Raw genomic sequence first — 22,805 nt, forward strand, 5'->3', positions numbered from 1 at the left:
GGCGTACGATCGGGGAACCGGATGCCGGTCGCAGCGAGGGGAACCGCACACCATGTCGATGGACGATCCGACCACACCCGATGAGGCGCCAGGCAGCGGTGGCGCCCCTGCCCGCCGAGCGACCATCTACGACATCGCACAGCGGGTCGGCCTCAATCCCTCGACCGTCTCCCGCGCTCTGAACAAGCCGGGTCGCACGAACGCGTCGACCGAGGAGAAGATCCGCGCAGCGGCCGCCGAGCTCGGCTACCGCGCCAACCCGATGGCGAGAGCTCTTCCCACCGGGCGCTCGGGCACCTTCGCGATCGTGCTCCCCGATATCACGAATCCGGTGCACTTCGAGCTGATCCGCGGCGCGGAGCAGGTCGCGCGCGCCGGCGGCTTCACCCTCGTCGTGTCGGAGACCGAGGCCGCAGCAGACATCGAACGAGAGACCATCGAGACTCTGCAGTCGTCCGTCGACGGTCTGCTCGTCGTCGCGTCGCGCCTCGACGATGCAGCCCTCGCAGACCTGGCTCGCGTGAAGCCGATCGTGGCGGCCAACCACTCGGCACCGTCCCTGCCGAGCGTCATCCCCGACCTGGCGATGGGACTGACCGCAGCCATCGACCATCTGCGAGATCTCGGGCATCGGTCGGTCGCGTACCTCGGCCTGGGCGGCCTGCAGATCAATCGCTCCCGTTGGGAGCTCACGCTCGACCTGGCGATGTCGCGTGACATCTCGCTGGTGGAGATCGCCGTGGACTCGCCGACCGTAGACGCAGGTGCGGATGCGCTCCGGCGCGTGCGCGCCAGCGGCGTGACCGCCGTTCTGGCTTACAACGACCTGGTCGCTCATGGTCTGCTCCGAGCGGCCCGCGGCGCCGGCCTCACGCTGCCCGAGGCGTTCAGCGTGATCGGGTTCGACGACATCTTCAGCGCCGAGCTCGCCGTCCCCGCGCTGACGACACTCCGCTCTCCGCTGCGGGAGATCGGCACGAGGGCCATGGAGACACTCATCGACCCCGAGCGGAATCGCATCCCCTCGAAGGTCGTCCTTCCGCTGGATCTCGTCGTGCGCGAGTCGACTGCACGACCCGTCGAGCGACCTCAGTAGGGACGAAGCGTCCCATCCATCAGCGACAGATGGGACGCTCACGGCCCCTCACCCGCCGTTGGACTGCCGGATGCCCTCCCCGTAGGCCTCGAAGGTGTGCACGAAGCCACCGGCTGGGCCGCTGACCACCACGTAGCCATCCGTCGTGCCGGGCGCGATGGCGATGTTCGTCGCCGACTCCAGCCCCTCACCCGGCACGCGGATCCTGCCGATCTGCTCACCGGTCTTGGCGAAGACCACGATCTCGGCCTTCTCGTGGAACATCTGATAGATGTTGCCCTCCGCGTCGACCGCGGTCGAGTCGATGCGTCCGATCCCGCCGTCGACGTGGATCGCGGGATACGCCGAGACGACCCGGGTGCGCGTCTCGTCGAGAGCGAAGTAGTCGATCCGGTTCGCGTTGTACTGCGCGACCCAGAGCCCCGCATCCTCCTCGTCGAAGACGATGCCGTTCGGGGAGGGCAGATCGCCCGCGAGGGTCGACGCCTGCCCGTCGGCGCCGATCCTCACCACACGCCCCGGGGTCTCCCATCCGGGACCGTCCATGCCGCGGGTGTCGGTCACGAACATCGTGCCGTCGGGATGGAACGCGATGTCGTCGGGCAGCATCGCGATGCCGTCGACGTCGCCAGAGAAGTGCACCTGCGGGTCTTCTCCCTCTGCCGTGATGCTCATGACGCCACCGCCGAGGAAGTCGGTGAGGTACAGGCGACCGTCACTCGGGTGGAACTGCGCCGAGGTGAACGCGCTCGTCTCATCGGTGAACACCTGATCGACCGTGCGCTCCTCGACGTCGACGCGCAGGACCTTCGCCTCCCCGGCGGGCGCCATCACGTCGACCATGAACAGCGGCCCGTCTTCGTGAAAAGTCGGCCCCTCGAGCAGCGTCCCACCGGTGAGCTCATGCGGCTCCGTCACCTGGAGCAGCTCTTCCGAGCGCTGTTCCGCAGCAGGCCCCTCGGCCGCATCCGTCTGCGCCGCATCCGGAGCGGCGGGCGCACACCCCACCAAGAGGGCCACCACCCCGACCGCGCCTGCCGCAGTCGCCAGCACCGCCCTCATGCCGACACCCCGATCTCCGCCGACTCGCGCACGCGTTCGTCCGCATCGTCGACGACGAGCAGTTCCGCCATGTCTCCCGCACGCCACTCGCGCAGCAGGCGGTGGAACGCGACCGGTCCCGGCGAGTACGTGAGCCCGCCGATCGTGCGCGAACCCTCTCCGTTGTAATAGCCGGGCGTGCACTGGGCCTGGAACTCCGATACATCTCTCGAGGTCTCCACGACCGTGCGGCACCAGGCGTCCTCGGCCTCGGCGGTCGGCTCGATGCGGCGCGCACCGACCTGCTGCGCACGCGCGATCACAGTCGTGATGTGCAGCGCCTGCTCCTGCAGGATGTGCACGAAGTTCACCGAGTTCGCGTTCTGCATCGGGCCGAGCTGGAACAGGTTGGGGAACCCGTGGGTGGTGAATCCGTGCAGCGTCCGCGGCCCCATCCCCCAGGCCTCGAGAAGGGCTCGACCTCCCCGCCCGGACACGGGCAGGGTGCCCGACACCACCCCTGAGACCCCGACGTCGAATCCGGTGGCGAAGATGAGGCAGTCCACCTCGTACTCCGCGTCGCCGACCACGATCGACGTCTCCGTGAGCGCCGTGATGCCGTGCGTGTCGGCCGTGTCGACGAGCGTCACGTTCGGGCGGTTGAAGGCCTGCAGGTAGAGATCGCTGAACCCCGGCCGCTTGCACATGTACCGGTACCAGGGCTTGAGGGCGTCTGCGGTGGCGGGGTCATCGACGGTCGCATCCACTCGAGCTCGCAGAGAATCCATCTTCGCGGCGTCATCGAGCTCCTCCTGCAGCAGGCGGTCCTCCTCCGTCAGAGTCCCGTCGACACTGCCGGAGAGGATGCTCCGCTGCAGCCGCTGCGTCGACGTCCACCCGTCCTGCACGAGGGGCTCGACGGGCTCGCCGGCCAGCACCTCGAGGAAGTTGTCCATCCGCTTGCGCTGCCAGCCGGGAGATAGCGTCGCCACCCACTCCGGATCCGTGGGCCGGTTGTCACGCACATCGACGGTCGATGGCGTGCGCTGGAAGACCAACAGCTCACGCGCATGCTCGGCGAGGTGCGGGATCACCTGAAGCCCTGTCGCGCCCGTGCCCACCACGGCGACCCGCTTGTCGGCGAGCTTCGTCAGCCCGCCGTCCGCCGATCCGCCCGTGTAGGCGTAGTCCCAGCGGCTGGTGTGGAAGGTGTGACCCGTGAAGCGCTCGAAACCCGGGATGGCGGGGAGCTTCGGCTGCGTCAACGTGCCGGAGGAGGTGATCACGTAGCGCGCGCGGAACACATCGCCTCGGTCGGTCTCGATGGCCCACTCGGATGCATCCTCGTCCCAGGTCAGACCGGTCGCACGGGTGTGGCCGATGAAGTCGCGGTAGAGGTCATAGTGCTCCGCGATTCGGACCGCATGCTGACGGATCTCTTCGCCCGGCGCATAGCGCCTGCTCGGGATGTAGCCGGTCTCCTCCAGGAGTGGCATGTAGACGTACGACTCGATGTCGCAGTGGATGCCCGGGTAGCGGTTCCAGTACCAGGTTCCCCCGACGTCTCCTGCCTCGTCCATGAGGCGAACAGAGTCGATCCCCGCATCACGCAGCCCGGCGCCGGTGAGCAGCCCGCCGAAACCCGCTCCGATCACGAGCGCCTGGACGCGGTCACGCAGCGGCTCGCGCTCCACGCGCGGCGTGTACGGATCCTTCGCGTAGTAGCCGTATTCGCCGAGAGCCGATCGATACTGGGTCGCTCCATCGGGGCGGACCCGCCGCTCCCTCTCCTGCGCGTACTTCTCTCGCAGCGCCTGGAGATGCTGGGTCTCACCCTCGGTGCTCTGTGCCTCGTCCGTCATGGTTCCGTCCTCCTGTCGCCGGGGCGCGGGCGCAGGTCGGCGCGAACTGGGGACGGCGCGAACATGAACCCGACACGACCCCGGATCGGTTCCTTGTCAGAAGGTTAGCCTGAGGCTAAGTAAATATCGCTGGGAATACCCCCAGAGCGCGTTACGGTACAGGTGTGAGCGATGACCGGAGGCGTGCGGAGGCACTGGAGAACATCGATGCCCTCACCCTGGCGGTCTCGGTGCGCTCACTTCCCCGGATGATCGGCTCCCTGCTGAGCACGCAGCTGACGATCCAGCAGCTCAAGGTGCTGACATCCATCGTCGTGTCGGATCGCAGCACGATCAGTGGCCTCGCGTCGTCGTTCGAGGTGTCACTCGCGACGATGTCGAAGCTCGTCGAGCGGCTCGTCGACCAGGGGCTCGTCGAACGGCTCACGGATGCCGTCGACCAGCGCGTGCGACGCTTGATGCCCACGCCTCTCGGGCGAGATGTGATCGGGAAGATCATGGCGGCTCGCCCCGAGATGGGCGCGGACATCCTTGACGGGCTGACGATCGACGAGCTGGAATCGCTTGCCGTCGGCCTGCGGGCGATCAATCGACAGCTGCAGGCCGCGGCGACACGCGACGGCTGATCCGCGCCCTCAGCGAGCCCCGGCGCGACCGCCCGTGCCCGAGAAGGAACCGGGTCCGGCCGCCCGCGTCGTCCCGTCGGGGAAGACCACGGTCGCGCGACTCCCTGCCGGGATGTCCGCCTCGACCACCAGCTCGTCCCCCTCGATGCGCCACTCCACCCGGATCCGCCCCTGAGGGCTGTCGAGGTGTCCCTTCGCCCAGGTGACCCCGCCGCCCGGGAGCGGCGCGATCGTGAACGACTCCCAGGCGATCGACCCCGGACCCTGACGGAGACCGAGCGTGTGGGTATGCAGGAAGCGGATGACCGCACCCTTGCTGTAGTGGTTCAGTGACTCATGGGCGACACCTTCGCCGTCGATGCCTTCCCAGTCCTCCCAGACCGTCGTCGCACCCCTGTCGATCATGTACATCCATGAGGGTGCGCTCCGCTGGAAGAGCAGGTCATAGGCGACATCCGCATGCCCACTGTCGGCGAGCACCGGCAGCAGGTCTCCCGTCGAGAGGAATCCGGTGCCGAGATGGGTACCGGCGTCGCGGATGAGTTCAACGAGGCGCTGCGCGGCGGCCGGGCGCAGCGATTCGGGAATGAGCCCGAACGAGAGCGCCCGCACGTAGGCGGCCTGGGTGTCCTGCACCGTACGCCCGTCATCGGTGACGAACTCGGTACGCCACGCGTCGAGCACGCGCTCGGCGATCGCGGCATACTTCGCCGATTCGCCCGTTCGGCCGAGCACGGCCGCGGCATCCGCGAGGATATGAGCGGAGCGATACAGGTAGGCGGTTCCCACCTCTCCCTTGTCGGCCATGAACCAGGCCATGGGGTTCGTCTTGATCGGGTCGAGACGCGACCCGTCCTCCGCCTTCGCGACGGGCTCGGTCCACTCCCCCCAGTGGAATGTGCCGTCCCACAGATACTCCTCGTGCGGCTGCGGCTCGGCAGAGCGCTCGACGCGAGAATGATGCCGATTCGCACGGGCGGCCCCGAGCTCCCACTCCACCCACCGCACCATCGCGTCCCAGTTCTCCTCGAGAACTCGAACGTCGCCGTATGCGGAGTACATCTCCCACGGGACGAAGGTGATCGCGTCACCCCACCCGGAGGAGCCCGTCATCATGGCGAACTGGTCGTCGAGCTTGTGCTTGATGCGACGGCCGTCAGGCGAGAAGTTCGCGACGCGACCGTCGTCGAGCTGATCGTCGCGCACCGACTGCAGCCACTTGCGAGTGAATCCGAGCACGTCGTACAGGCGCGCAGCGGTCGGCGCGAACACCTGGTAGTCGCCCGTCCACGCTAGACGCTCACGGGTCGGGCAGTCGGTCGGCACATCCACCGCATTGCCGCGGAAACTCCAGTCGGCGATGTCGTGCAGCCGGTTGAGGTCGGGATCACTCGACTCGAAAGATGCGGTGCGACGCAGATCCGTCTGCACGACCTGCATCTGCGCGGACGCCGGGTCGAACGGAGCGCCGTGGCGCGTGATCCTGGCGTACTGGAATCCGTGCACCGTGTGACGCGGCTCGAAGATCTCTCCGCCTCCGGCGGAGACCACTTCGTCGTGCTGCACGAAGACGACGTCGGGCTCCCCCGGCTTCGTGGAATCGAGGTGCGACGTGTCGAGATCGCCATCCGGCCCCACGTACTCGCCGTAGTCGACGACGGTGCGGATGCCCGCAGGCCCCAGATCCGCCAGCCGCAGCCAGCCGGAGGCGTTCTGACCGAAGTCGAGCACCCAGGTGTCGTCCGCGAGGCGGGTCGCGTTCACCGCGTCGCGCGTCTCCACGACCCGGACGGGTGGAGCCGGCGACCACGAGATCGACGGACCTTCGACCGCGCCGACGATCACGGCTTCCGCAGACCCGGCATCCGCACGGAAATCGGTCGTCTGCCCGTCCATCAGGTCGGCGCGGATCACTCTGGACCGAGCGCTGGTCCAGTCTCCGTCGGTGCGGATCACCTGTCGCGAGCCGTCGGAAAGCCCGAGGTGAAGTTCAGCTCGCGCTGCGAGAGTCGTGCCCCACCCCGCCGGCAGACGGAACGCCCCGACCTGCCCGCGATACCAGCCGTCGGAGAGCTCGATCTCGAGCGAGTTCTCGCCATCGCTCAGCATCCGTGTCACATCGGCAGCCTGTGCGTAGAGGGTGCGGTCGTACGAGGTCGACCCCGGCGACAGCTCGGCCGTGCCGACCCGCTCGCCGTTGATGCGAGCTTCGTAGACGCCGAGTGCGGTCGAGTACAGCCGCGCCGAGACGATGCCACTGGCCCCGAAGGTGTGAGCGAGCGTGTGAGCACCCCGCGCCCCGTATCCGGGATCGTCGTGTTCGACGGGACTGATCCACTCGGCGGTCCAATCCGCGTCGAGCAGTCCGCACTCGAAGGATGCCCAGTCCGACCATTCCGAGAGACGATCCCCGTGGTTCGCACGTGCGCGCCACTGGACCCGCTGACCGCTCGACAGCGGAACCCACGGCCAGTCGATGAAGAGGTGCGCGTCGGCGCCGAGCGGCACCAGTGCCCGACGCTCACCGTCGACGATCGCCTCGAGCTCGAACCCGGTCCACGCCGCCGCGGCGACCGGGACCGTGAACGACAGCCGCGGCGCACCCTCGGAGACGGTGAACTCGTCGCCGCCGCTGTCGATCCGCAGATCGTAGGGCGCGGTGGGCACGGATGCCGGGTTCGATGTGAGCGTCATCTCAACGCACTCCCTTGACCTTGAACATGATGATCAGACCGCCGATGAGGGCGAACACTGCGCCGATCAAGTAGAGCAGCGTGTAGTTCTTCTCGGCGCCCACGGCCCCGATCGTGATGATCAGCGGAGCGACCAGCGGGGCGATCGCGCTGGGGATCTTCTGGGCGAACGCCACGACGGCCATGTAGCGGCCGGACTCGGCGCGGTCGGGAATGATCGCGTACACGATCGCCTGGTCGACGGTGGCGAACACCGCGATCGCGAGCTGCATGAGGACGGCACCGATGATCAGCTGCGGCAGCGACCACGCGAAGGCCTCGGCGAGCGCACCGCCGATGAAGATGAACGCGGCGATCAGCACGAAGAGTCGACGTCGCTTGAGCTTGTCCGAGAGGAAACCTCCCAGCAGCGCGCCACCAGCGGCGGCGACGACTCCGAGCATGCCGACGGTGGCGACGACACCCGCGACCTCGCGCACCGGCAGGTCGAGACGCTGGGCATAGAAGAACGTGCCGAAGGTCGTGTTGAAGTACAGGCCGATGAAGAACACCATGCGGCCGACCCAGTTCCAGGCGAAGTCCGGGTACTTGCGAGCGTTGAAGCCGTAGCCCGCGATGACCTTCTTGAGCGTGACGCTCGAGTCGACGACCAGGTCCTTCGAGCTGCCCTCCTTCTTGAAGGTCGGGAGCAGCACGAGCAGCACGACGCCGATCACGGCGGGAACGAAGAACACCAGGAAGGTGCTGTACGACACGGCGTAGGCGATTCCGATGCCGAGCACCGGCGCGACCTGGGTCATCAGACCCGTCAGGGCCGAGACCTTGCCGCGCTGCTCCTCGGGCAGCTTGTCGGCCTGCAGAGTCTGGATCGCCGCGCCGGCAGTCGACCAGCCGGTCATGGCGATGACCCAGCCGGCACCGACGAGCAGCAGGTTGGGGGCGAAGCCGATGATGACCGCGCCGACGAGACCGAGGGCAGCGCCGAGGAACAGGAAGGGGGTGCGTCGCCCGAAGCGCGACCGGGTGCGGTCGCTCCAGATGCCGATCATGGGGCTGAGCACGAGGAAGATGAGCTGCGCGGTGCCGGTGACGTAGCCGAGCACCTCTTCGTGCCCCGGAGCGAGCTCGGTGATGCGCAGTGCGAGCCCGTAGGCCAGCGGCACCATCATCGCGATGGATGCACCGAAATTGGCCAGCATCAGCCAGAAGATGTACCCGCCGCTGACCTTGGCGGTCGGCTCGGAGCCGACGGGGGTTCCCTCCAGCGGAGTGCCGTCAGGCGTGTTCCCGCCTACCGGCTGTGCCGCAGCGATCGAGTCGATCGTGTCGCTGCGGTCGAATTCACTCTTGGTCACCTGGACTCCTTCATCGTTCAGTGATCCGCGGCGCCCATCAGTGGGCGTCGTCGCGAGATGTGATCGAAATCCGTTTGGCAACCGATTGTCGATCCTGAGCGATAGTAACCACTTTGGTAACAGAAGGCAAAAGTGAGAGGGTGGGAACATGACGTCGCCGCTGACAGCCGAGCCCTCCCCGCGCCGCCGAGGGCAGAGTGCTTCCACCCCGGCGAGACGCGCGGAGATCGTCGAGGCCGCGCTCGCGAGCTTCGCCGAACACGGCTACGAACGGGCATCCCTCCGTGACATCGCCAGTCGCGCAGGCCTCACCCACGCGGCACTGCTGCGCCATTTCTCCGGCAAGGAGGAGCTGCTGCCCGCCGCCCTCGCCCAGCGCGAAGAGCACGAGGAAGACCTCGCCGCTCGGATCATGACGGCGCACGTGCCCGGCGAGCAGATCCTGAGCGCTGTACTGGCCGACGAGTTCGCGCACCCCGACTTCCAGCGCAACTGGATGGCACTCACGGTGGCCGCCACGAACCCGGAGCATCCGGCGCACGGCTTCTTCCTCGGACGCCGTGAGCGCATGCGCTCGCGCTTCACCGACGGCCCGCTGCCCACGAAAGAGGATGAACTGCTGACGGCGGACGAGAAGATCACCCTCGTCCTCGCGATGGTCGACGGTCTTCGCATTCAGGCTCTGCTCGACCCGACGCGAGATGCCCTCGGGCTGCTGGCGACCTTCATGAAGCTCATCGCTGCCCAGCCGCCCACGGCATCGTCGGAGGGCGCGCAGTGAACGAGCGCCCGCTGAAGGCGATCCAGCAGATCCAACTCGGCACTGTGCTCTCGACCGAGCAGCAGGCACGCGAGACGCTGGGGCTGCTCGAGCGTGCCGGGTTCGAAGGCATCGAGCTGAACGGCTTCATGACCCGCCCGACGCCCCTGTTCGTTCGGGCGCTGACGAGAGCATCCGGGATGCCGGTCGGCCGCGGCGGACGGCTCGATTGGCCGGAGCTCATTCGCGGCACGTCACTGAAGGTCGTCGGCCTCCATGAGGACCTCGGCACTGTCGAGCGCGAGCCGGATGCTGTGATCTCGCGAGCGGCGAGCTTCGACACCAGACACGTCGTCATCACCGGCATGCACCGGTTCGACTACACCGACGAGGCACAGGTACGAGATCTTGCCCTGCGGCTCAACGTCGCGGGCCGCATGCTCGCCGCCGGCGACGTCTCCCTTCTCTACCACAATCACAATGTCGAGTTCCGTCGCCTGCCATCGGGGCGCACGGCATTCTCCGTCCTCATCGCAGAGACGGACCCCGCAGCCGTCAACTTCGAGTTCGACTGCTATTGGCCGACGACGGCAGGGGTAGACGCCCTCGCACTCATGCGCGAACTCGGCGAGCGGGTCGTACTGTGCCACACCACCGACCGCGGCACCCGCCGCAGAGGCTCTTCGCTGACCCCGATCGACAAAGCGGATGCCGTCGAGCTGGGCCTCGGGAACATGGACATCCCCTCGTTCATCGAGCAGGCGAAGCTCGCGGGAACACGGGCGGTGATCCTCGAGACACATCGCAACTGGATCGAAGGATCACCGATCAGAAGCTTTCAGACGAGCGCCGAACTCCTGAACCGTCACCTCTGACCGCGGCCACCACCTCATCCCGTCACCAACCGTGAGGCCGCCGCGTACGTTGTCACTCGGAGACGGTTACCGCTGCGTTACCGCAAACCTCCCTCCGAGCATGACGAAGGCCCCTCATCCCAGTGTTTCCAAGGGATTCGGGGCCTTCGCGGTGGCGGTGACGGTGGGATTTGAACCCACGGTAGGGGGTTACCCTACACAACTTTTCGAGAGTTGCACCTTCGGCCGCTCGGACACGTCACCGCGGAATAGCTTACGCGACGCGGGGCGAGCGCGCGAATCGAGCGATGCGGGTCACCAGGCGGCGGCGACCTCGGCGTGGGTGCGCAGGATGCCCTCGGTCGAGCCGGCGGGTGCGCGACCGATGCCGCACTCGGTCGCGACGCCGAACTCGCCCGCGTACGGGGTGGCTGCGGCGATGCGGCGCGCGGCCCCTTCCGCGCCGTCCTCCCGGTGCACGAGCCCGAGATACAGCTCGTTCACGGGCGCGAGGTCGGCGAGCGGCGCGAAGTAGGCGGCATCGTCGTGAGCGATCGGCACGGGCAGGTGGAGCCACGTCAGCGGGCGGGCGGATGCCGCGGCCACGGCGTTCGCATAGCGCACGAGGTTCGCAGCATCCGTCGGCTCGAAGAAGTGCTTCTCCCCCGCGTCGCCGTAGCAGAGGTGCACGCCCACCTCGACTCCTGCGGGCACGGCGTCGACCAGCGCGGCCAGGCGCTCGACGAGCCCGTCGAACGGATCGCCGGGCCACCATGCCTCCATGACCGCGCCGTAGCCGGCCGCGCGCTCGATGATGCCCATCTCGCTGGCGACGTCCCACTGCACCGCGAGGTCCTCGTGCGGGATCGCCGCGAGGACCTCATCGAGCTCCCGGAGGATGGCTGCGGTGTACACGGGTTCGATCGCGGCCCGATCGTCGCCGTGGAAGAACGAGGAGATCACGGCCAGCGGGGTCGGCAGCGACACCTGGAATCGGATGCCGGCGGGCACAGCTCCCTCGGCGCGGAGACGCGCGAACACGGCGTACGACTCGATCGCAGCGGCGGCGTAGCCGAGCGGCGGCAGGGCGATGCTCGCGGCATCCACTCCCTCGGCGATGCGCAGGCCACGCGCGTCGATCCCTGCGGGGAACGGGATGGGCTCGTCGCCGATGCGCTCGATGCCGTCGGCCCGGCCGATCACGTCGGGCTGGAACATGATCCAGTGGAATCGCGTGCCGACCTCGCCGTCCGGGATGCGGCGGAGCCGATCGCCGAGAAGCTCTGCCGCCGTGCGCATCGTGGTCTCGGCGTCGTCGAAGTTCACACTGCCCACGAGGAGGGCGCCCTGCGGCTGAGTCATGCCCTCAGAATATCGGCGCGCAGGACCGGCGCCCTCGTGCTTTTGCACGGCGGGATCCCTCCGCGCGCGCGGCCGAACCGGGTTAGGATTGCCTAAGAACCCGCCGCCTGTGGGGGCAGCGATGACGGGAAGGGTACTCATCATGGGCTTCATCACGTCCGAGGCACTGGCCGAGACGGGCTACGTCGTCCTCGACGACCACACGTCGGCCGCCGATCCGGCCGAATGGCTCGATCTGGAGTACGTCGGGTGGCGCTCCTCGGGCATCACGCGCTTCGCCCCGCTCACCAGCTACGCAGGCGACGTCGACTGCAACGGCTTCTGGAACCACACCCCGCCGCGGGCCGACAAAGACGGCGTCTGGGTCGAGTCGCAGATCGCGATCGCCCCCACGCTCCAGCGCCGGGCACAGGAGCCGGGCTCCGGCATCGGCCGCTGCCGCGTGATCGAGCTGCAGCCCAACGAGTACGCCGACGCGATCTACAACCTGCATCAGGACGACAACAACCGCCTCAACGAAGAAGGCACCGGCTGGGTGGTCCGCGGGTTCTTCAACCTCTCGGACGACACCGAGTCGATGCTGATCCTGCGCTCCGACCGCTTCGACCCGGCGACCGAGATCCGCCTGCCGCTGCGCGCGGGCTCGCGCATCATCGTCGACACCCAGCGCTTCTGGCACGCGGTCTGGCACCGCGGCACCGCCCCGCGCTACGCCCTCATCACGTCGTGGACGAGCGGACCCGAGCTCGACGCGTACATCGCCGCGAACCACGGCGACCCGCATCCGCCGACCGTCGACCTCGACCCTCAGTTCGTCGACGACGCGCAGGTCGAGCTGCACCGCCGCATCGAGGAGCGCCGCCGCGCCTTCGAGGCACAGGGCATCGTGATGGAACCGCCCGTCGACATGAGCGTCTGACCGCTCATGTCCGGCACGCTCGACGCTACCCTCGGCCTATGACCTCCGCCGCCGTGCTCACCGTGTCCGATCGCGGTGCGGCAGGCACCCGCGCCGACACGGCCGGTCCCCTCGCCGTCGCCGCGCTCCGCGAAGCGGGGTTCGACTGCGCCGACCCTGTGATCATCCCCGACGGCGCGGATGCCGTCGAGCAGGCGCTGCACGAACTCCTCGCCCGCGGTCTGCGGCTCATCGTCACCACCGGCGGCACCGGCATCGCCGCGCGCGACGAGACCCCCGAGGGCACCGCACGCGTGCTCGAGCGACAGCTTCCGGGAATCCCGGAAGAGCTGCGGCGGCAGGGTGCCGCGAGGTTCCCCGCCGCGATGCTCAGCCGCGGCCTCGCCGGCACCGCGCAGGGCGCGCTGATCGTGAACCTGCCCGGCTCCCCCGGCGGCGTCGCCGACGGCATGCCGGTCATCCTGTCGGTCGCCCCGCACGTGATCGCCCAGCTCGACGGAGAGGACCACCGATGACCGTCACCCTTGCCGCGATCAGCGACACAGCCCTGTCTCTCGATGCGCACCTCGCCGCGGTGGACGACGCCCGCGCGGGCGCGGTCACGACGTTCCTCGGACGCGTCCGCGACCACGACCCGGATGCCGCCGGCGAGGTCGTCGCCCTCGAGTACTCCTCGCACCCGGATGCCGAGCGGATCCTTCGCGACCTCGCCGAACGCGCCGTCGCCGCAGGTGTCAGCGGAGAGGCGATCGTCGCCGTGAGCCACCGCATCGGCCGCCTGCCCGTCGGCTCGGCCGCTGTCGTCGTCGCGGTCGCCGCCGCACATCGCGACGAGGCGTTCGTGGTGTGCCGCGAGATCATCGAGGCCATCAAGCGCGAGCTCCCGGTCTGGAAGCGTCAGGTCGAGGCCGACGGCACCACCGCCTGGAAGGGTATCGGCGGCTGAGCCTCAGCCTCCGGCGAACGGAGGCAGCACGTCGACGGTCCCCACCCCCGCCAGCGCGAAGTCGTCGTCCACCCTGGCGCCGTCCACGAGCAGCGCACAGCGGTCGAGGATCGCTCCGAGTGCCGGATGCGCGTCCACCAGCTCGGCCCGCAGCGCGCCGAGGGTCACAGCATCCGAGGGCTCCGTCGCCCGGCCCGCCGCATCCTCCGCTGCCGCGAAGTAGCGCACCGTCGCCATCAGCTCTGCTCCTGAGCCGCATGCGCGTTCGCGAGCTCGACGATCGCGGCGACCGCGGCCCGCACATCGTCGGGCGAGCCGCCCGCACGACCGGCGACCAGACCGGCGACGAAGGCGCTGAACGGCGCGGCCGGGCGCGCGACCCCGTTCGCGACATCTCTCGCGAGGTCGAGGATCAGCGCGACCGGCACATCGTCCGCCCCCAGGTCGAATCGTTCGCGCAGCTCGGCCGCCCAGGCGTCGAGCGCCTCCGGAGGAAGAGTGCGGCTGTTCTCGGTCATGGCGTCTCCTCGAATTCCTGTCGTGCGCGAGCCAGGTCGGCGGGCGAGTCGATGTCGGCGGTGGTCCCCTCCTGGTCGACGACCCACTCGATGGCGAGACCGCCGAGGAGGGCGTGGACCGAGGCGTTCCGGTCGGTCTCGATCACGTCGAGCGCGCCGCGGACCGATGCCGTGCGATACAGGCCGGCCAGCCACTGCGGCTGCCCGTCTGCAGAGAACACGACACCGTCGACGGATGCCGCTGCCCCCGCATCATCGGCGCGGTGGGAGAGCAAGCCGTGCACGACCGCATCCGGTCGCGCGAGGTCCCCGGCGAGGATCAGCACCCTCTCCGCCGGCATCCGCGCGAGTCCCGCAGCGATCCCCGCCACCGGGCCGCCGAGCGGCGGCTCCTCCCGCGTCCAGACCACGTCGGCCGACTCCTCGAGCACCGGACCGACCGCCACGATCGGCCCGACCCCGCCTGCGACCAGCGCTTCCACGGTGCGGGCGAACAGCGATCGCCCCTCCAGCGTGAGAAGAGGCTTCGCGATGCCGCCCATCCGGCGACCCTCGCCGCCGACGAGCAGCACGGCGCCGACCCCGGCGTGCGGCGACGTGGTCACTCCCCGGGCCTCCGCCAGGACCCGCTGCGCCCACCCTCCTTGGCGACGATGCGCACGTTCTCGATCGTCACGGCGCGATCCACACCCTTGATCATGTCGACGACGGCGAGAGCGGCGACCGAGACGGCGGTGAGCGCCTCCATCTCGACCCCGGTGCGATCGGCCGTGCGCACGGTGGCGCTGATCCGGATCCCGGTGTCTTCGATGTCGAGGTCGACGACCGCGCCGTGCACGCCGATGACATGTGCGAGCGGCAGCAGTTCGGGCGTGCGCTTGGCCGCCTGGATGCCGGCGATGCGCGCCACCGCGAGCACATCACCCTTGGGCACGGTGCCGTCACGGAGCAGGGCGACCGTCTCCGGCGCGCAGCGCACGAAACCCGCGGCGGTCGCGGCCCGCACGGTCGGCTGCTTCTCGGTCACATCGACCATGCGCGCATGGCCGGCCGAATCCAGGTGGGTGAAGGTCATGACAGCTCCAGCACGTCGATGAGGTCGCCGACTGAGACCTGTTCGGTCTCGGCGGCGACGATGGCATAGGCGGTGGCGGCCCCGAGGCCGACCGCGAGGTGCGAGCCGGATCCCCCGCGGGTCGCCGGATGCACGCGGCCCTCCGCGTCGATCACGGCGGGCAGATACTGACGACGACCGGGAGGGGTGCGCCACCCGACGCCCGCGGCGAGACGTCTCCGTGGGCGCTGGATATCGCGGCGACCCTGCAGACGCAGCAACGCCGGCCGCACCAGCACCTCGAAAGAGACGGCCACGCTCACCGGATTACCGGGCAGGCCGAACAGCAGCATCCCCTCAGCCGTCGCCCCGAACCCCTGGGGCTTGCCCGGCTGCATCGCGACCTTCACGAACTCCATCGCGTCGCTCAGCCCCTGCCGCACCGGCTCGTATGCACCGGCGCTCACGCCCCCGGAGAAGATCACGGCATCGAGCCCGAGCGCGGTCGCACGGGCCACAGCCTCGGCGGGGCCCGCGCCTTCGTCGCCGACGACCTCCCGGAACACGACCTCGGCCCCGGCCTCGGCTACGAGCCCGGCGAGCAGCAGCCCGTTCGATTCCGGAATCTGCCCTCGGGCCAGCGGCTCCCCCGGCGGGACGAGCTCGGCGCCGGTCGAGACGATGGCCACCTGCGGCCGCGGGGCGACGGCGACCCGAGCGATGCCGACGGATGCCAGTGCGGCCAGCTGCCGGGCGCCGAGCAGCGTGCCCGGCTCGAGAACGACGGCGCCGACCGCGGCATCGGCCCCCGCCCGCCGCACATGCGCGCCCTCCGCCGGTGCGCGAACCACCCGGATGTCCCCCAGCGAGTCGGCGAGGCCACCCACGGTGTCTTCGAAAGGCACGACTGTGTCGGCCGCAGCCGGCACCGGAGCGCCGGTCATGATGCGGGCGGCCGTGCCCCGAGCGAGTGGGGGATCCTCCGCGCTGCCCGCCGGGACGTCCGCCACGACCCGCAGCACGGCCGGATGCTCCGAGGATGCCGTGGCGACGTCGGCGAAACGCACCGCGAAGCCGTCCATCGCGGAGTTGTCGAACACGGGGACGGGGTTCTGCGCGCGAGCAGGCTCCGTCAGCGTGAAGCCGATCGCCTCGTCCAGAGTCCGGGTGACCGCCGGACGACTCCGCACGGCGGCGAGCACCACAGCGAGCTGCTCTTCGACCGTGCGCATGCCGCTCATCGCGCGCTCCAGGCGTCCATGCCGCCGGTCAGCACCACGGCGTCGACCCCGGCGTCCCGCAGGGCTGCCGCAGCGCGCACTGCCCGTAGTCCGCGCTGGCACACGACCACGATCCGGCCCTCGGCGGAAAAAGCCTCGGGACGACCGAGCACTTCCGCCAGCGGCGCGTGCCGGGAGCCGGGGATCGCCCCGAAGGAGACCTCATCCGCCTCGCGCACATCGAGCACGAACGCTCCGGCGGTGACCTCGTCGTCGAGTGCGTCCGCGGCGACGTGAGGTACCGCCGGGCGCGCGGGAACCGAGGTCGCCTCGCTGGTCGTCGCCGCACCGGCCCTCTCCGCGCGCCCGCGCAGCGGAACCTCACTCATCCGTCCCCGCAGCGCGTCGATCAGCAGCACGCGACCGAACAGCGGCTCCCCGATGCCGGCGATGAGCTTGATGGCTTCCATCGCGAGCACCGAACCCACCTGGAGGCAGAGCGCCCCGAGCACTCCCACCGCCGCGCAGCTCGGCAGTTCGCCGACCCCCTCGGGCGGGTACAGGTCGCTCAGCACGACCGGCGGCACTCCGGCGGGTGGTGCCGACCAGAACACCGTCACCTGCGCGGCGAACTCCTGCACCACACCCCACACCAGCGGCACCCCGAGCCGCTCGCACGCGGCAGCGACGAGCGTGCGGGTCTCGAACGTGTCGGACCCGTCGATCACGAGGTCGGCCTCGGACAACAGCGCCTCGGCATTGGCCGCGGTGAGTCGTTCGCGCACGGGACGAACGGTCGTCTCCGGCGCGAGATCCGCCGCGACGCGCACCGCGCTGTCGACCTTGGGCGCGTCGACGTCGGCCAGGCGGTGCAGCACCTGACGCTGCAGGTTCGAGAACTCGACCACGTCGTCGTCGATGACCGTGAGGGTGCCGACGCCGGCTGCGGCGAGCGCGAGCACGACGGGAGATCCGAGCCCACCCACACCGACGACGGTGACGTGGGCCGCGCGCAACCGTCGCTGTCCGATTTCGCCGAGGTCGGCGAGGACGAGGTGCCGGGCGGTCCGCTGTGCTTCCGCGGCGCTGAGTGCTGCGACGGGCTCGACGAGCGGAGGCAGCGGCATGCGCTCAGGCTACCCCGGGACGCGTGGCAGCGGGCCCTCCGAGCGCCGGAGAAATCCCCCGCCGAAGGACCGATGATGCGGCAGATCTCCGCGGATGCGGAATATGCACGGCAGATGGCCTGGATCTGCGGAACTCGCGCCTTTAGGCTCGGTCTGTGACCACCTATCGCATCGCCGAAGCCGCACGGCTGCTCGGCGTGAGCGACGACACGGTGCGGCGGTGGGTCGACCAGGACGCACTGCCGGTCACCGCCGACAGTCCCGCCCGCATCCCCGGTGCGGCCCTCGCCCAGCACGCGGTCGCCCTCGCCGCGGCCCCACCCACTCCGGGCGATGTGCTCTCCAGCGCCCGCAACCGCTTCACGGGACTCGTCACCCGCGTGCAGATCGACGGCGTCATGGCGCAGGTCGACATCCAGGCGGGTCCGCATCGATTCGTTTCCCTGCTCTCGGCCGAGGCCGTTCGCGAGCTCGATCTGCAGCCGGGGTCTCTCGCCGTCGCGGTGATCAAGGCCACCACCGTGATCGTGGAGACGCCGCGGTGAACCACCGGCTCCTCACCGGGTCGGCAGCGCTGGTCCTCGCCCTGCTGCTGGGCGGCTGCTCTGCCGTCTCCTCCGCCGATCCGTCGCCCTCCCCCGCCGAGGGAGAGCTCACCGGCGAGGTCACCGTCTTCGCCGCGGCCTCGCTGAGCCCGGTCTTCGACGAGATCGCCGCGGCCTTCACCGCGGAGCACCCGACGGTCGACGTGGCTCCGATCGTCTACGACGGGTCGAGCGTGCTCGTGACGCAGCTCGCCGAGGGCGCACACGCCGATGTCCTCGCCACCGCCGACGAACGCACGATGCAGACGCTCATCGACACCGGCCTCGCCGACGACCCGGAGCCGTTCGCGACGAACACCCTCGTGGTCGCGGTGCCCGCAGGAAACCCCGCCGGCATCACCTCTCTCGCCGACCTCGCAGACGCGACCACCGTGCTGTGTGCGCCCGAGGTGCCCTGCGGGGCGGCATCGCAGACGCTGCTCGACGCCGCCGGCGTCTCGGTCACGGCGGCGAGCCTCGAGCAGAACGTCTCCGCGGTCCTGCAGAAGATCGTCGCCGGCGAAGCGGACGCCGGTCTGGTCTACGCGACCGACGTGGTGGGCGCAGACGTCGAGAGCTTCGCTCCGGAGGGCAGCGACGAGGTCGTGAACCGCTACCCGATCGTCGCACTCGACGGAGCCACGGATGCCGGAGGAGCATTCACCGAGTTCGTGCGGGGTCCGGTCGGCCGCGGGATCCTCGCCGACCACGGCTTCGGTACGCCGTGATCGGGGATCGGCCCGCGAGGCGGAGCATGACGGGGATGCGACGGGTCGACACGGGAGCGGCGCCCCCTTTCCTCCTCGTCGCGCCCGCCGTGCTCGGCATCTTCCTGCTCGCGCTGCCGCTGGTCGCCCTGCTCACGCGCGCGTCCTGGTCGACCTTCTGGACCGACATCACCTCCACGGTGGCACTGGATGCCCTCCGCCTCTCACTCATCACCGGACTCGCCGCGACCGCGCTGTGCATCGTGCTCGGCCTCCCGCTCGCGCTTCTCATCGCCCGCTCGGGGCCGCGCACCTCCGCCCTGCTGCGGGCTCTCGTCGCGGTGCCGCTCGTGCTCCCGCCGATGGTGGGCGGGGTCGCCCTGCTGTTCCTCCTCGGCCGCTCCAGTCCGCTCGGGGGCCTCATCGCCGCGTGGTTCGGCACCGGCATCCCGTTCACGCCGGCGGCCGTGGTGCTCGCGCAGGCGTTCGTGGCGCTGCCGTTCCTGGTGCTCGCCGTCGAGGGGACGATCCGCAGCACGGGGAGCCGATACGAGCGCACCGCTGCCACACTCGGGGCCTCGCCGAGCACGGTGCTGTGGCGGGTCACGCTGCCCCTCGCCGCGCCCGGCATCGTGGTCGGGGTGATCCTCTGCTTCGCCCGCGCCATCGGCGAGTTCGGGGCCACGGCCCTGTTCGCCGGCAACGCCCCCGGCGTGACGCAGACCATGCCGCTCGCGATCTACACCGCCTTCAACGGGGCCGGTGCCGGCCGCGAGACGGCGGTGGCCCTGTCGATCCTGCTGCTGGGGACCGCCGTCGTCGTGCTGCTGCTCGTGCGGGCGTGGCGGCCGGGGGCCCTCCGATGACCGGCGACGTCGGCTCGCTTGACCACGGCGCCCTCGACACTCACGTCATCGTGCGGCATGCGGGTCTCGATGCCGCGCTCCGCGTCGCCGCGGGCGAGTTCGTCGCGATCATGGGCCCGAGCGGCGCCGGCAAGACCTCCCTCCTGGAGGCGGTCGCCGGGCTCGTGCGACTCGACGAGGGGCACGTCGACCTCGATGGGATCCGCCTCTCCGGACCGCGGCAGCACACGCCGCCGTCACGCCGTGCGATCGGCCTGCTCGGGCAGGACGCCCTGCTGTTCCCGCACATGACCGCGGCAGAGAACATCGCGTTCGCCGCCAGGGCCGCCGGACGCACCCGCGAGGAGTCCACCCGACGCGCGACGGAGTGGCTGAACCGCATCGGCCTCGCCGGGTATGGCGATCGGCGGCCCGACGAGCTCTCCGGCGGACAGCGCCAGCGCATCGCCCTCGCCCGAGCCCTCGCCGCCTCGCCGCGGCTGCTGCTGCTCGACGAGCCGTTCACCTCGCTCGACGTCGAGGCCGCGGCCCAGCTGCGCGAGGTCGTGCGCGAACAGCGCGGAGCCACCACGACGATCCTCGTCTCCCACGGCATCCTCGACGCCCAGGCTCTCGCGGAGCGGCTGGTGATCGTGCAGGCCGGGCGCATCGTTCAGGATGCCGCCGTCGCTGAAGTGCTCGCTTCCCCGGCGACCCCTTTCGCGGCCGCCGTCGCCGATTCGGCACGCTGACTTCCGCACGCGCCGCGCCTGCCGGAAGCTGAGCGGCGAGCGATCAGCCGCCGATGGCGTTCATCCCGCGCGCGGGCTGCAGGAATGAGGGGTCGTTGATGGCGTGACCGGGGAGCTTCGCCCACACGCATCCGCGGAGCACAGCGTCGATCGCCGCGTCGGAGTCGCCGCCCCCAAGCCGGTCCGCGCGCAGGACCGGGAGGAGGTCGAACTCATCGGCGGAGAACAGGCAGTTGCGCAATTGTCCGTCGGCCGTGAGCCGCAGGCGGTCGCAGTCTCCGCAGAACGGGGCCGTCACCGACGCGATCACGCCGACCGTGTGCTCGCCGTCCAGCAGCCACCGCTCGGCCGGCGCACCCCCTCGGCCCGGCATCTCGGACAGCTCCCACCGCTGCGAGAGCGCGGCGAGGATCTCGTCTCGCGTCACCATCGTGCCGCGATCCCACTCATGCCCCGCGTCGAGGGGCATCTGCTCGATGAAGCGCATCTCGGCACCGTGCGCGATCGCGAAGTCGACGAGGTCGCAGAGCTCGTCGTCGTTCACCCCCCGCATGGCGACCGCGTTCAGCTTGAGTGGACGAAGGTCCGATGCGGCCGCCGCTTCGATACCGCGGCGCACATCATCGAGCCGGTCGCGGCGGGTCAACGCGGCGAACCGCTCGGGCCGCACGGTGTCGATCGAGATGTTGAGACGCTGCAGCCCGGCCGCGATCAGGTCGTCCAGCGCGTCGTCGAGACGGATGCCGTTCGTCGTCATCGCCACCTGCACCGGCCCGTCGACGGACTCGATCGCGCTGAGGCGTCGCACCACCTCGACGATGTCGCGCCGCAGCAACGGCTCCCCGCCGGTGAGCCGGAACGTGGTGATGCCGGCCGCGGCGGCGACGCGGGCGACCTGCACGATCTCGTCGACCGAGAGGATCGACTCGCGCGCGAGCCATTCGTTCCCCTGCTCCGGCATGCAGTAGGTGCAGCGCAACGAACAGCGATCGGTGAGCGAGATCCGAAGGTCGCGATGGACACGACCGTGCGTGTCGACCAGGGGCCCGTCGGCGCGCATCTCGGGCACGACGGGAACGCGACGGCCGATCTGCACCGGGATCGCGCTCATGGCCTCTCCCTTCGCGGACGGAGTGATCTTCTTCCGAGCGTACGCCGCCTGCTCACGCGAGTTCCCCGGACTCGAGCCGGCCCGCGAGCTGCGGGGTGTGCGTGTGCAGCATCCGCCATACCGTCAGATGCATCCATACGGCGCACGCCGCGGTCAGGACGAAGAGGATCGCGAAGGTGCTGGTCGGAAGCCCCGTGAGCGCCAGGGTGTAGGCGAAGACCGGCGGGAGGATGAAACCGCCGAGACCACCGAGCATGCCCACGAGCCCGCCGACCGAGCCCACATCGGCGGGGAAGTAGTCGGGAATGTGCTTGTACACGGCGGCCTTGCCCACCCCCATCGCGCATCCGAGCACGAAGACCAACGACGCGAAGGCCGCGAGCGGCATCGCGAACGGCAGCGCCGTCGCCGACCCGTCGACGGTCTGCACGACCAGGTGTCCCGAGGGCAGCGACAGGAAGAAGAGCACCGCCAGCATCACGGTGAACGTCGCGTACATGACGCGTCGAGCCCCGAACCGATCGGAGAACCACCCGCCCAGCGGACGAAGCAGCGAGGCCGGGAAGATGAAGCTCGCCGTCAGGAGCGCAGCCACCGCCAGATCCAGACCGTAGTTGTCGACGTAGTACAGCGGAAGCCAGGCCGAGAGGGCGACGTACGCGCCGAAGACGACCACGTAGTAGAGGCTGAAGCGCCAGACGCGCAGATGCTTCAGCGGTCGCAGCTGCGAGCGCAGCGACCGCCCTTGCCCGGGGAGCAGATCGGGACGGGGCGCGAGGAACCACACCAGCACCGCCATGATCACCAGGAGCACGGCGTACATCACGGGCACGAGTCGCCATCCGCCCACGATCCAGCCGAGGTAGGTGGAGCCGGCCGTCGCCGCGATGAGCCCCGGGCCGATGAGCTTCGTCACCGACGCCCCGACGTTGCCCGCACCGAACACGCCGAGGGCGAACCCCTTCCGCGCATCGGGCCACCAGGCGTTGTTCCACGAGACGCCGGCGCTGAACGAGTTCCCCGCGATGCCGACGAGGAACGCGAGTACGAGGAGTACCCCGTAGTCGTGCGCGAAGGAGACGAGGAACGTCGGCACCGCGGCGGCCAGCAGCATGACGGCGAACACCCGACGCCCACCGAAACGGTCGGTGATGATGCCGGCCGGCAGCCGCCAGATCGATCCGTTGAGCACCGCGACCGCGGTGAGCCAGGAGAGCTGCACATCGGACAGCCCGAACTCGTCTCGGATCGGGATGCCGAGGATGCCGAACATCAGCCAGACGGCGAACATCAGCGTGAAGGCGATGGTGGAGAGCGTCAGGACGCTCACAGCACCCGGACGCGGGGTGACAGACACAGCGGTGGTCCCTTCC

24 protein-coding genes and 1 tRNA gene are annotated in these 22,805 nt (G+C 69.8%); 11 read left to right on the forward strand and 14 right to left on the reverse strand.

The window, feature by feature from the left end:
- Nucleotides 1–58: 58 nt before the first annotated feature.
- Entirely contained in the window at nt 59–1,096 is a 1,038-nt protein-coding gene (locus CQ034_RS16435) for a LacI family DNA-binding transcriptional regulator (protein ID WP_181156356.1), read from the forward strand.
- Nucleotides 1,097–1,144: 48 nt separating this feature from the next.
- Here CQ034_RS16435 and CQ034_RS16440 read toward each other — a convergent pair whose 3' ends face one another.
- Nucleotides 1,145–2,158, reverse strand: a complete 1,014-nt coding sequence (locus CQ034_RS16440) for an SMP-30/gluconolactonase/LRE family protein (RefSeq protein WP_105711908.1) — start codon at nt 2,156–2,158, stop codon at nt 1,145–1,147.
- Nucleotides 2,155–3,999 (reverse strand): NAD(P)/FAD-dependent oxidoreductase, encoded by a 1,845-nt coding sequence (locus tag CQ034_RS16445; protein ID WP_105711909.1) that lies wholly within the window; start codon nt 3,997–3,999, stop codon nt 2,155–2,157. Before CQ034_RS16445 ends, CQ034_RS16440 begins: the two co-directional genes overlap by 4 nt.
- Nucleotides 4,000–4,163: 164 nt before the next feature.
- Here CQ034_RS16445 and CQ034_RS16450 point away from each other — a divergent pair, with 164 nt between their 5' ends.
- Nucleotides 4,164–4,625 (forward strand): MarR family transcriptional regulator, encoded by a 462-nt coding sequence (locus CQ034_RS16450; RefSeq protein WP_105711910.1) that lies wholly within the window; start codon nt 4,164–4,166, stop codon nt 4,623–4,625.
- Nucleotides 4,626–4,634: 9 nt separating this feature from the next.
- Here the strand turns inward: CQ034_RS16450 and CQ034_RS16455 are convergent, their stop codons facing one another.
- Both CQ034_RS16455 and CQ034_RS16460 read right to left on the reverse strand, forming a co-directional pair.
- Nucleotides 4,635–7,319, reverse strand: a complete 2,685-nt coding sequence (locus CQ034_RS16455; RefSeq protein WP_219860805.1) for a family 78 glycoside hydrolase catalytic domain — start codon at nt 7,317–7,319, stop codon at nt 4,635–4,637.
- Between the two features lies 1 nt (nt 7,320).
- A complete protein-coding gene (locus tag CQ034_RS16460; protein ID WP_258134248.1) occupies nt 7,321–8,673 on the reverse strand; it encodes an MFS transporter in 1,353 nt (450 codons plus the stop codon).
- A gap of 148 nt (nt 8,674–8,821) precedes the next feature.
- On the opposite strand from CQ034_RS16460, the gene CQ034_RS16465 reads away from it, so the two are divergent.
- Entirely contained in the window at nt 8,822–9,454 is a 633-nt protein-coding gene (locus tag CQ034_RS16465; protein ID WP_105711911.1) for a TetR/AcrR family transcriptional regulator, read from the forward strand.
- On the forward strand, nt 9,451–10,308 hold the full coding sequence (locus tag CQ034_RS16470) for a sugar phosphate isomerase/epimerase (protein WP_105711912.1): 858 nt from the start codon (nt 9,451–9,453) through the stop codon (nt 10,306–10,308). The genes CQ034_RS16465 and CQ034_RS16470 overlap by 4 nt, the downstream gene beginning before the upstream one ends.
- Nucleotides 10,309–10,460: 152 nt before the next feature.
- On the opposite strand, the gene CQ034_RS16475 is transcribed toward CQ034_RS16470, so the two are convergent.
- Both CQ034_RS16475 and CQ034_RS16480 read right to left on the reverse strand, forming a co-directional pair.
- Nucleotides 10,461–10,551, reverse strand: a tRNA-Ser gene (locus CQ034_RS16475).
- A gap of 51 nt (nt 10,552–10,602) precedes the next feature.
- On the reverse strand, nt 10,603–11,649 hold the full coding sequence (locus tag CQ034_RS16480; protein WP_105711913.1) for a hypothetical protein: 1,047 nt from the start codon (nt 11,647–11,649) through the stop codon (nt 10,603–10,605).
- Between the two features lie 142 nt (nt 11,650–11,791).
- On the opposite strand from CQ034_RS16480, the gene CQ034_RS16485 reads away from it, so the two are divergent.
- Genes CQ034_RS16485 through CQ034_RS16495 form a run of 3 tightly spaced genes read left to right on the forward strand, consistent with a single transcriptional unit; the run spans nt 11,792 to nt 13,514 of the window.
- Nucleotides 11,792–12,568, forward strand: a complete 777-nt coding sequence (locus CQ034_RS16485; RefSeq protein WP_308737270.1) for a hypothetical protein — start codon at nt 11,792–11,794, stop codon at nt 12,566–12,568.
- A gap of 38 nt (nt 12,569–12,606) precedes the next feature.
- Entirely contained in the window at nt 12,607–13,083 is a 477-nt protein-coding gene (locus tag CQ034_RS16490; protein ID WP_105711915.1) for a molybdenum cofactor biosynthesis protein B, read from the forward strand.
- Nucleotides 13,080–13,514 carry a molybdenum cofactor biosynthesis protein MoaE gene (locus CQ034_RS16495; RefSeq protein ID WP_029262418.1) on the forward strand — a complete coding sequence of 145 codons (435 nt, stop codon included), beginning with the start codon at nt 13,080–13,082 and terminating at the stop codon, nt 13,512–13,514. Before CQ034_RS16490 ends, CQ034_RS16495 begins: the two co-directional genes overlap by 4 nt.
- A 3-nt stretch (nt 13,515–13,517) precedes the next feature.
- On the opposite strand, the gene CQ034_RS16500 is transcribed toward CQ034_RS16495, so the two are convergent.
- The 6 genes from CQ034_RS16500 to CQ034_RS16525 are packed head-to-tail and all read right to left on the reverse strand — an operon-like array spanning nt 13,518 to nt 17,433.
- Entirely contained in the window at nt 13,518–13,751 is a 234-nt protein-coding gene (locus tag CQ034_RS16500; RefSeq protein WP_105711916.1) for a MoaD/ThiS family protein, read from the reverse strand.
- Nucleotides 13,751–14,032 carry a DUF6457 domain-containing protein gene (locus CQ034_RS16505; RefSeq protein WP_105711917.1) on the reverse strand — a complete coding sequence of 94 codons (282 nt, stop codon included), beginning with the start codon at nt 14,030–14,032 and terminating at the stop codon, nt 13,751–13,753. The genes CQ034_RS16500 and CQ034_RS16505 overlap by 1 nt, the downstream gene beginning before the upstream one ends.
- Nucleotides 14,029–14,637: a molybdenum cofactor guanylyltransferase gene (locus tag CQ034_RS16510; protein WP_105711918.1), complete on the reverse strand. Its 609-nt coding sequence runs from the start codon at nt 14,635–14,637 to the stop codon at nt 14,029–14,031. The genes CQ034_RS16505 and CQ034_RS16510 overlap by 4 nt, the downstream gene beginning before the upstream one ends.
- Complete coding sequence (gene moaC / locus CQ034_RS16515; protein WP_105711919.1) at nt 14,634–15,107, reverse strand: cyclic pyranopterin monophosphate synthase MoaC; 474 nt, start codon at nt 15,105–15,107, stop codon at nt 14,634–14,636. Before moaC ends, CQ034_RS16510 begins: the two co-directional genes overlap by 4 nt.
- Nucleotides 15,104–16,327, reverse strand: a complete 1,224-nt coding sequence (gene glp / locus CQ034_RS16520) for a gephyrin-like molybdotransferase Glp (protein ID WP_105711920.1) — start codon at nt 16,325–16,327, stop codon at nt 15,104–15,106. Before glp ends, moaC begins: the two co-directional genes overlap by 4 nt.
- Complete coding sequence (locus tag CQ034_RS16525; RefSeq protein WP_105711921.1) at nt 16,324–17,433, reverse strand: ThiF family adenylyltransferase; 1,110 nt, start codon at nt 17,431–17,433, stop codon at nt 16,324–16,326. Before CQ034_RS16525 ends, glp begins: the two co-directional genes overlap by 4 nt.
- A 155-nt stretch (nt 17,434–17,588) precedes the next feature.
- Here CQ034_RS16525 and CQ034_RS19680 point away from each other — a divergent pair, with 155 nt between their 5' ends.
- Genes CQ034_RS19680 through CQ034_RS16540 form a run of 4 tightly spaced genes read left to right on the forward strand, consistent with a single transcriptional unit; the run spans nt 17,589 to nt 20,321 of the window.
- Nucleotides 17,589–17,978 (forward strand): molybdopterin-binding protein, encoded by a 390-nt coding sequence (locus CQ034_RS19680; RefSeq protein WP_219860806.1) that lies wholly within the window; start codon nt 17,589–17,591, stop codon nt 17,976–17,978.
- On the forward strand, nt 17,975–18,745 hold the full coding sequence (modA, locus tag CQ034_RS19685; RefSeq protein WP_219860807.1) for a molybdate ABC transporter substrate-binding protein: 771 nt from the start codon (nt 17,975–17,977) through the stop codon (nt 18,743–18,745). Before CQ034_RS19680 ends, modA begins: the two co-directional genes overlap by 4 nt.
- A 26-nt stretch (nt 18,746–18,771) precedes the next feature.
- On the forward strand, nt 18,772–19,590 hold the full coding sequence (locus tag CQ034_RS16535) for an ABC transporter permease (protein ID WP_105711923.1): 819 nt from the start codon (nt 18,772–18,774) through the stop codon (nt 19,588–19,590).
- Nucleotides 19,587–20,321 carry a sulfate/molybdate ABC transporter ATP-binding protein gene (locus CQ034_RS16540; protein WP_146114864.1) on the forward strand — a complete coding sequence of 245 codons (735 nt, stop codon included), beginning with the start codon at nt 19,587–19,589 and terminating at the stop codon, nt 20,319–20,321. The genes CQ034_RS16535 and CQ034_RS16540 overlap by 4 nt, the downstream gene beginning before the upstream one ends.
- A gap of 43 nt (nt 20,322–20,364) precedes the next feature.
- Here CQ034_RS16540 and moaA read toward each other — a convergent pair whose 3' ends face one another.
- Nucleotides 20,365–21,381 (reverse strand): GTP 3',8-cyclase MoaA, encoded by a 1,017-nt coding sequence (moaA, locus tag CQ034_RS16545; RefSeq protein WP_374956821.1) that lies wholly within the window; start codon nt 21,379–21,381, stop codon nt 20,365–20,367.
- A gap of 103 nt (nt 21,382–21,484) precedes the next feature.
- Nucleotides 21,485–22,789, reverse strand: coding sequence for a nitrate/nitrite transporter (locus CQ034_RS16550; protein WP_258134249.1), 1,305 nt, complete (start codon nt 22,787–22,789; stop codon nt 21,485–21,487).
- Between the last annotated feature and the right edge of the window lie 16 nt (nt 22,790–22,805).

It is taken from the genome of Microbacterium sp. MYb45 (assembly GCF_002979655.1).
In the GTDB taxonomy this organism is placed as follows: domain Bacteria; phylum Actinomycetota; class Actinomycetes; order Actinomycetales; family Microbacteriaceae; genus Microbacterium.

What these genes read in the sequence shown, in the direction of transcription:
- CQ034_RS16435 (WP_181156356.1), top strand. Translation starts at nt 59, where the DNA reads ATGGACGATCCGACCACACCCGATGAGGCGCCAGGCAGCGGTGGCGCC.
- CQ034_RS16440 (WP_105711908.1), bottom strand. Translation starts at nt 2,158, where the DNA reads ATGAGGGCGGTGCTGGCGACTGCGGCAGGCGCGGTCGGGGTGGTGGCC.
- CQ034_RS16445 (WP_105711909.1), bottom strand. Translation starts at nt 3,999, where the DNA reads ATGACGGACGAGGCACAGAGCACCGAGGGTGAGACCCAGCATCTCCAG.
- CQ034_RS16455 (WP_219860805.1), bottom strand. Translation starts at nt 7,319, where the DNA reads ATGACGCTCACATCGAACCCGGCATCCGTGCCCACCGCGCCCTACGAT.
- CQ034_RS16465 (WP_105711911.1), top strand. Translation starts at nt 8,822, where the DNA reads ATGACGTCGCCGCTGACAGCCGAGCCCTCCCCGCGCCGCCGAGGGCAG.
- CQ034_RS16480 (WP_105711913.1), bottom strand. Translation starts at nt 11,649, where the DNA reads ATGACTCAGCCGCAGGGCGCCCTCCTCGTGGGCAGTGTGAACTTCGAC.
- CQ034_RS16485 (WP_308737270.1), top strand. Translation starts at nt 11,792, where the DNA reads ATGGGCTTCATCACGTCCGAGGCACTGGCCGAGACGGGCTACGTCGTC.
- CQ034_RS16490 (WP_105711915.1), top strand. Translation starts at nt 12,607, where the DNA reads ATGACCTCCGCCGCCGTGCTCACCGTGTCCGATCGCGGTGCGGCAGGC.
- CQ034_RS16495 (WP_029262418.1), top strand. Translation starts at nt 13,080, where the DNA reads ATGACCGTCACCCTTGCCGCGATCAGCGACACAGCCCTGTCTCTCGAT.
- CQ034_RS16500 (WP_105711916.1), bottom strand. Translation starts at nt 13,751, where the DNA reads ATGGCGACGGTGCGCTACTTCGCGGCAGCGGAGGATGCGGCGGGCCGG.
- CQ034_RS16505 (WP_105711917.1), bottom strand. Translation starts at nt 14,032, where the DNA reads ATGACCGAGAACAGCCGCACTCTTCCTCCGGAGGCGCTCGACGCCTGG.
- moaC (WP_105711919.1), bottom strand. Translation starts at nt 15,107, where the DNA reads ATGACCTTCACCCACCTGGATTCGGCCGGCCATGCGCGCATGGTCGAT.
- glp (WP_105711920.1), bottom strand. Translation starts at nt 16,327, where the DNA reads ATGAGCGGCATGCGCACGGTCGAAGAGCAGCTCGCTGTGGTGCTCGCC.
- CQ034_RS16525 (WP_105711921.1), bottom strand. Translation starts at nt 17,433, where the DNA reads ATGCCGCTGCCTCCGCTCGTCGAGCCCGTCGCAGCACTCAGCGCCGCG.
- CQ034_RS16535 (WP_105711923.1), top strand. Translation starts at nt 18,772, where the DNA reads ATGACGGGGATGCGACGGGTCGACACGGGAGCGGCGCCCCCTTTCCTC.
- CQ034_RS16540 (WP_146114864.1), top strand. Translation starts at nt 19,587, where the DNA reads ATGACCGGCGACGTCGGCTCGCTTGACCACGGCGCCCTCGACACTCAC.
- moaA (WP_374956821.1), bottom strand. Translation starts at nt 21,381, where the DNA reads ATGCGCGCCGACGGGCCCCTGGTCGACACGCACGGTCGTGTCCATCGC.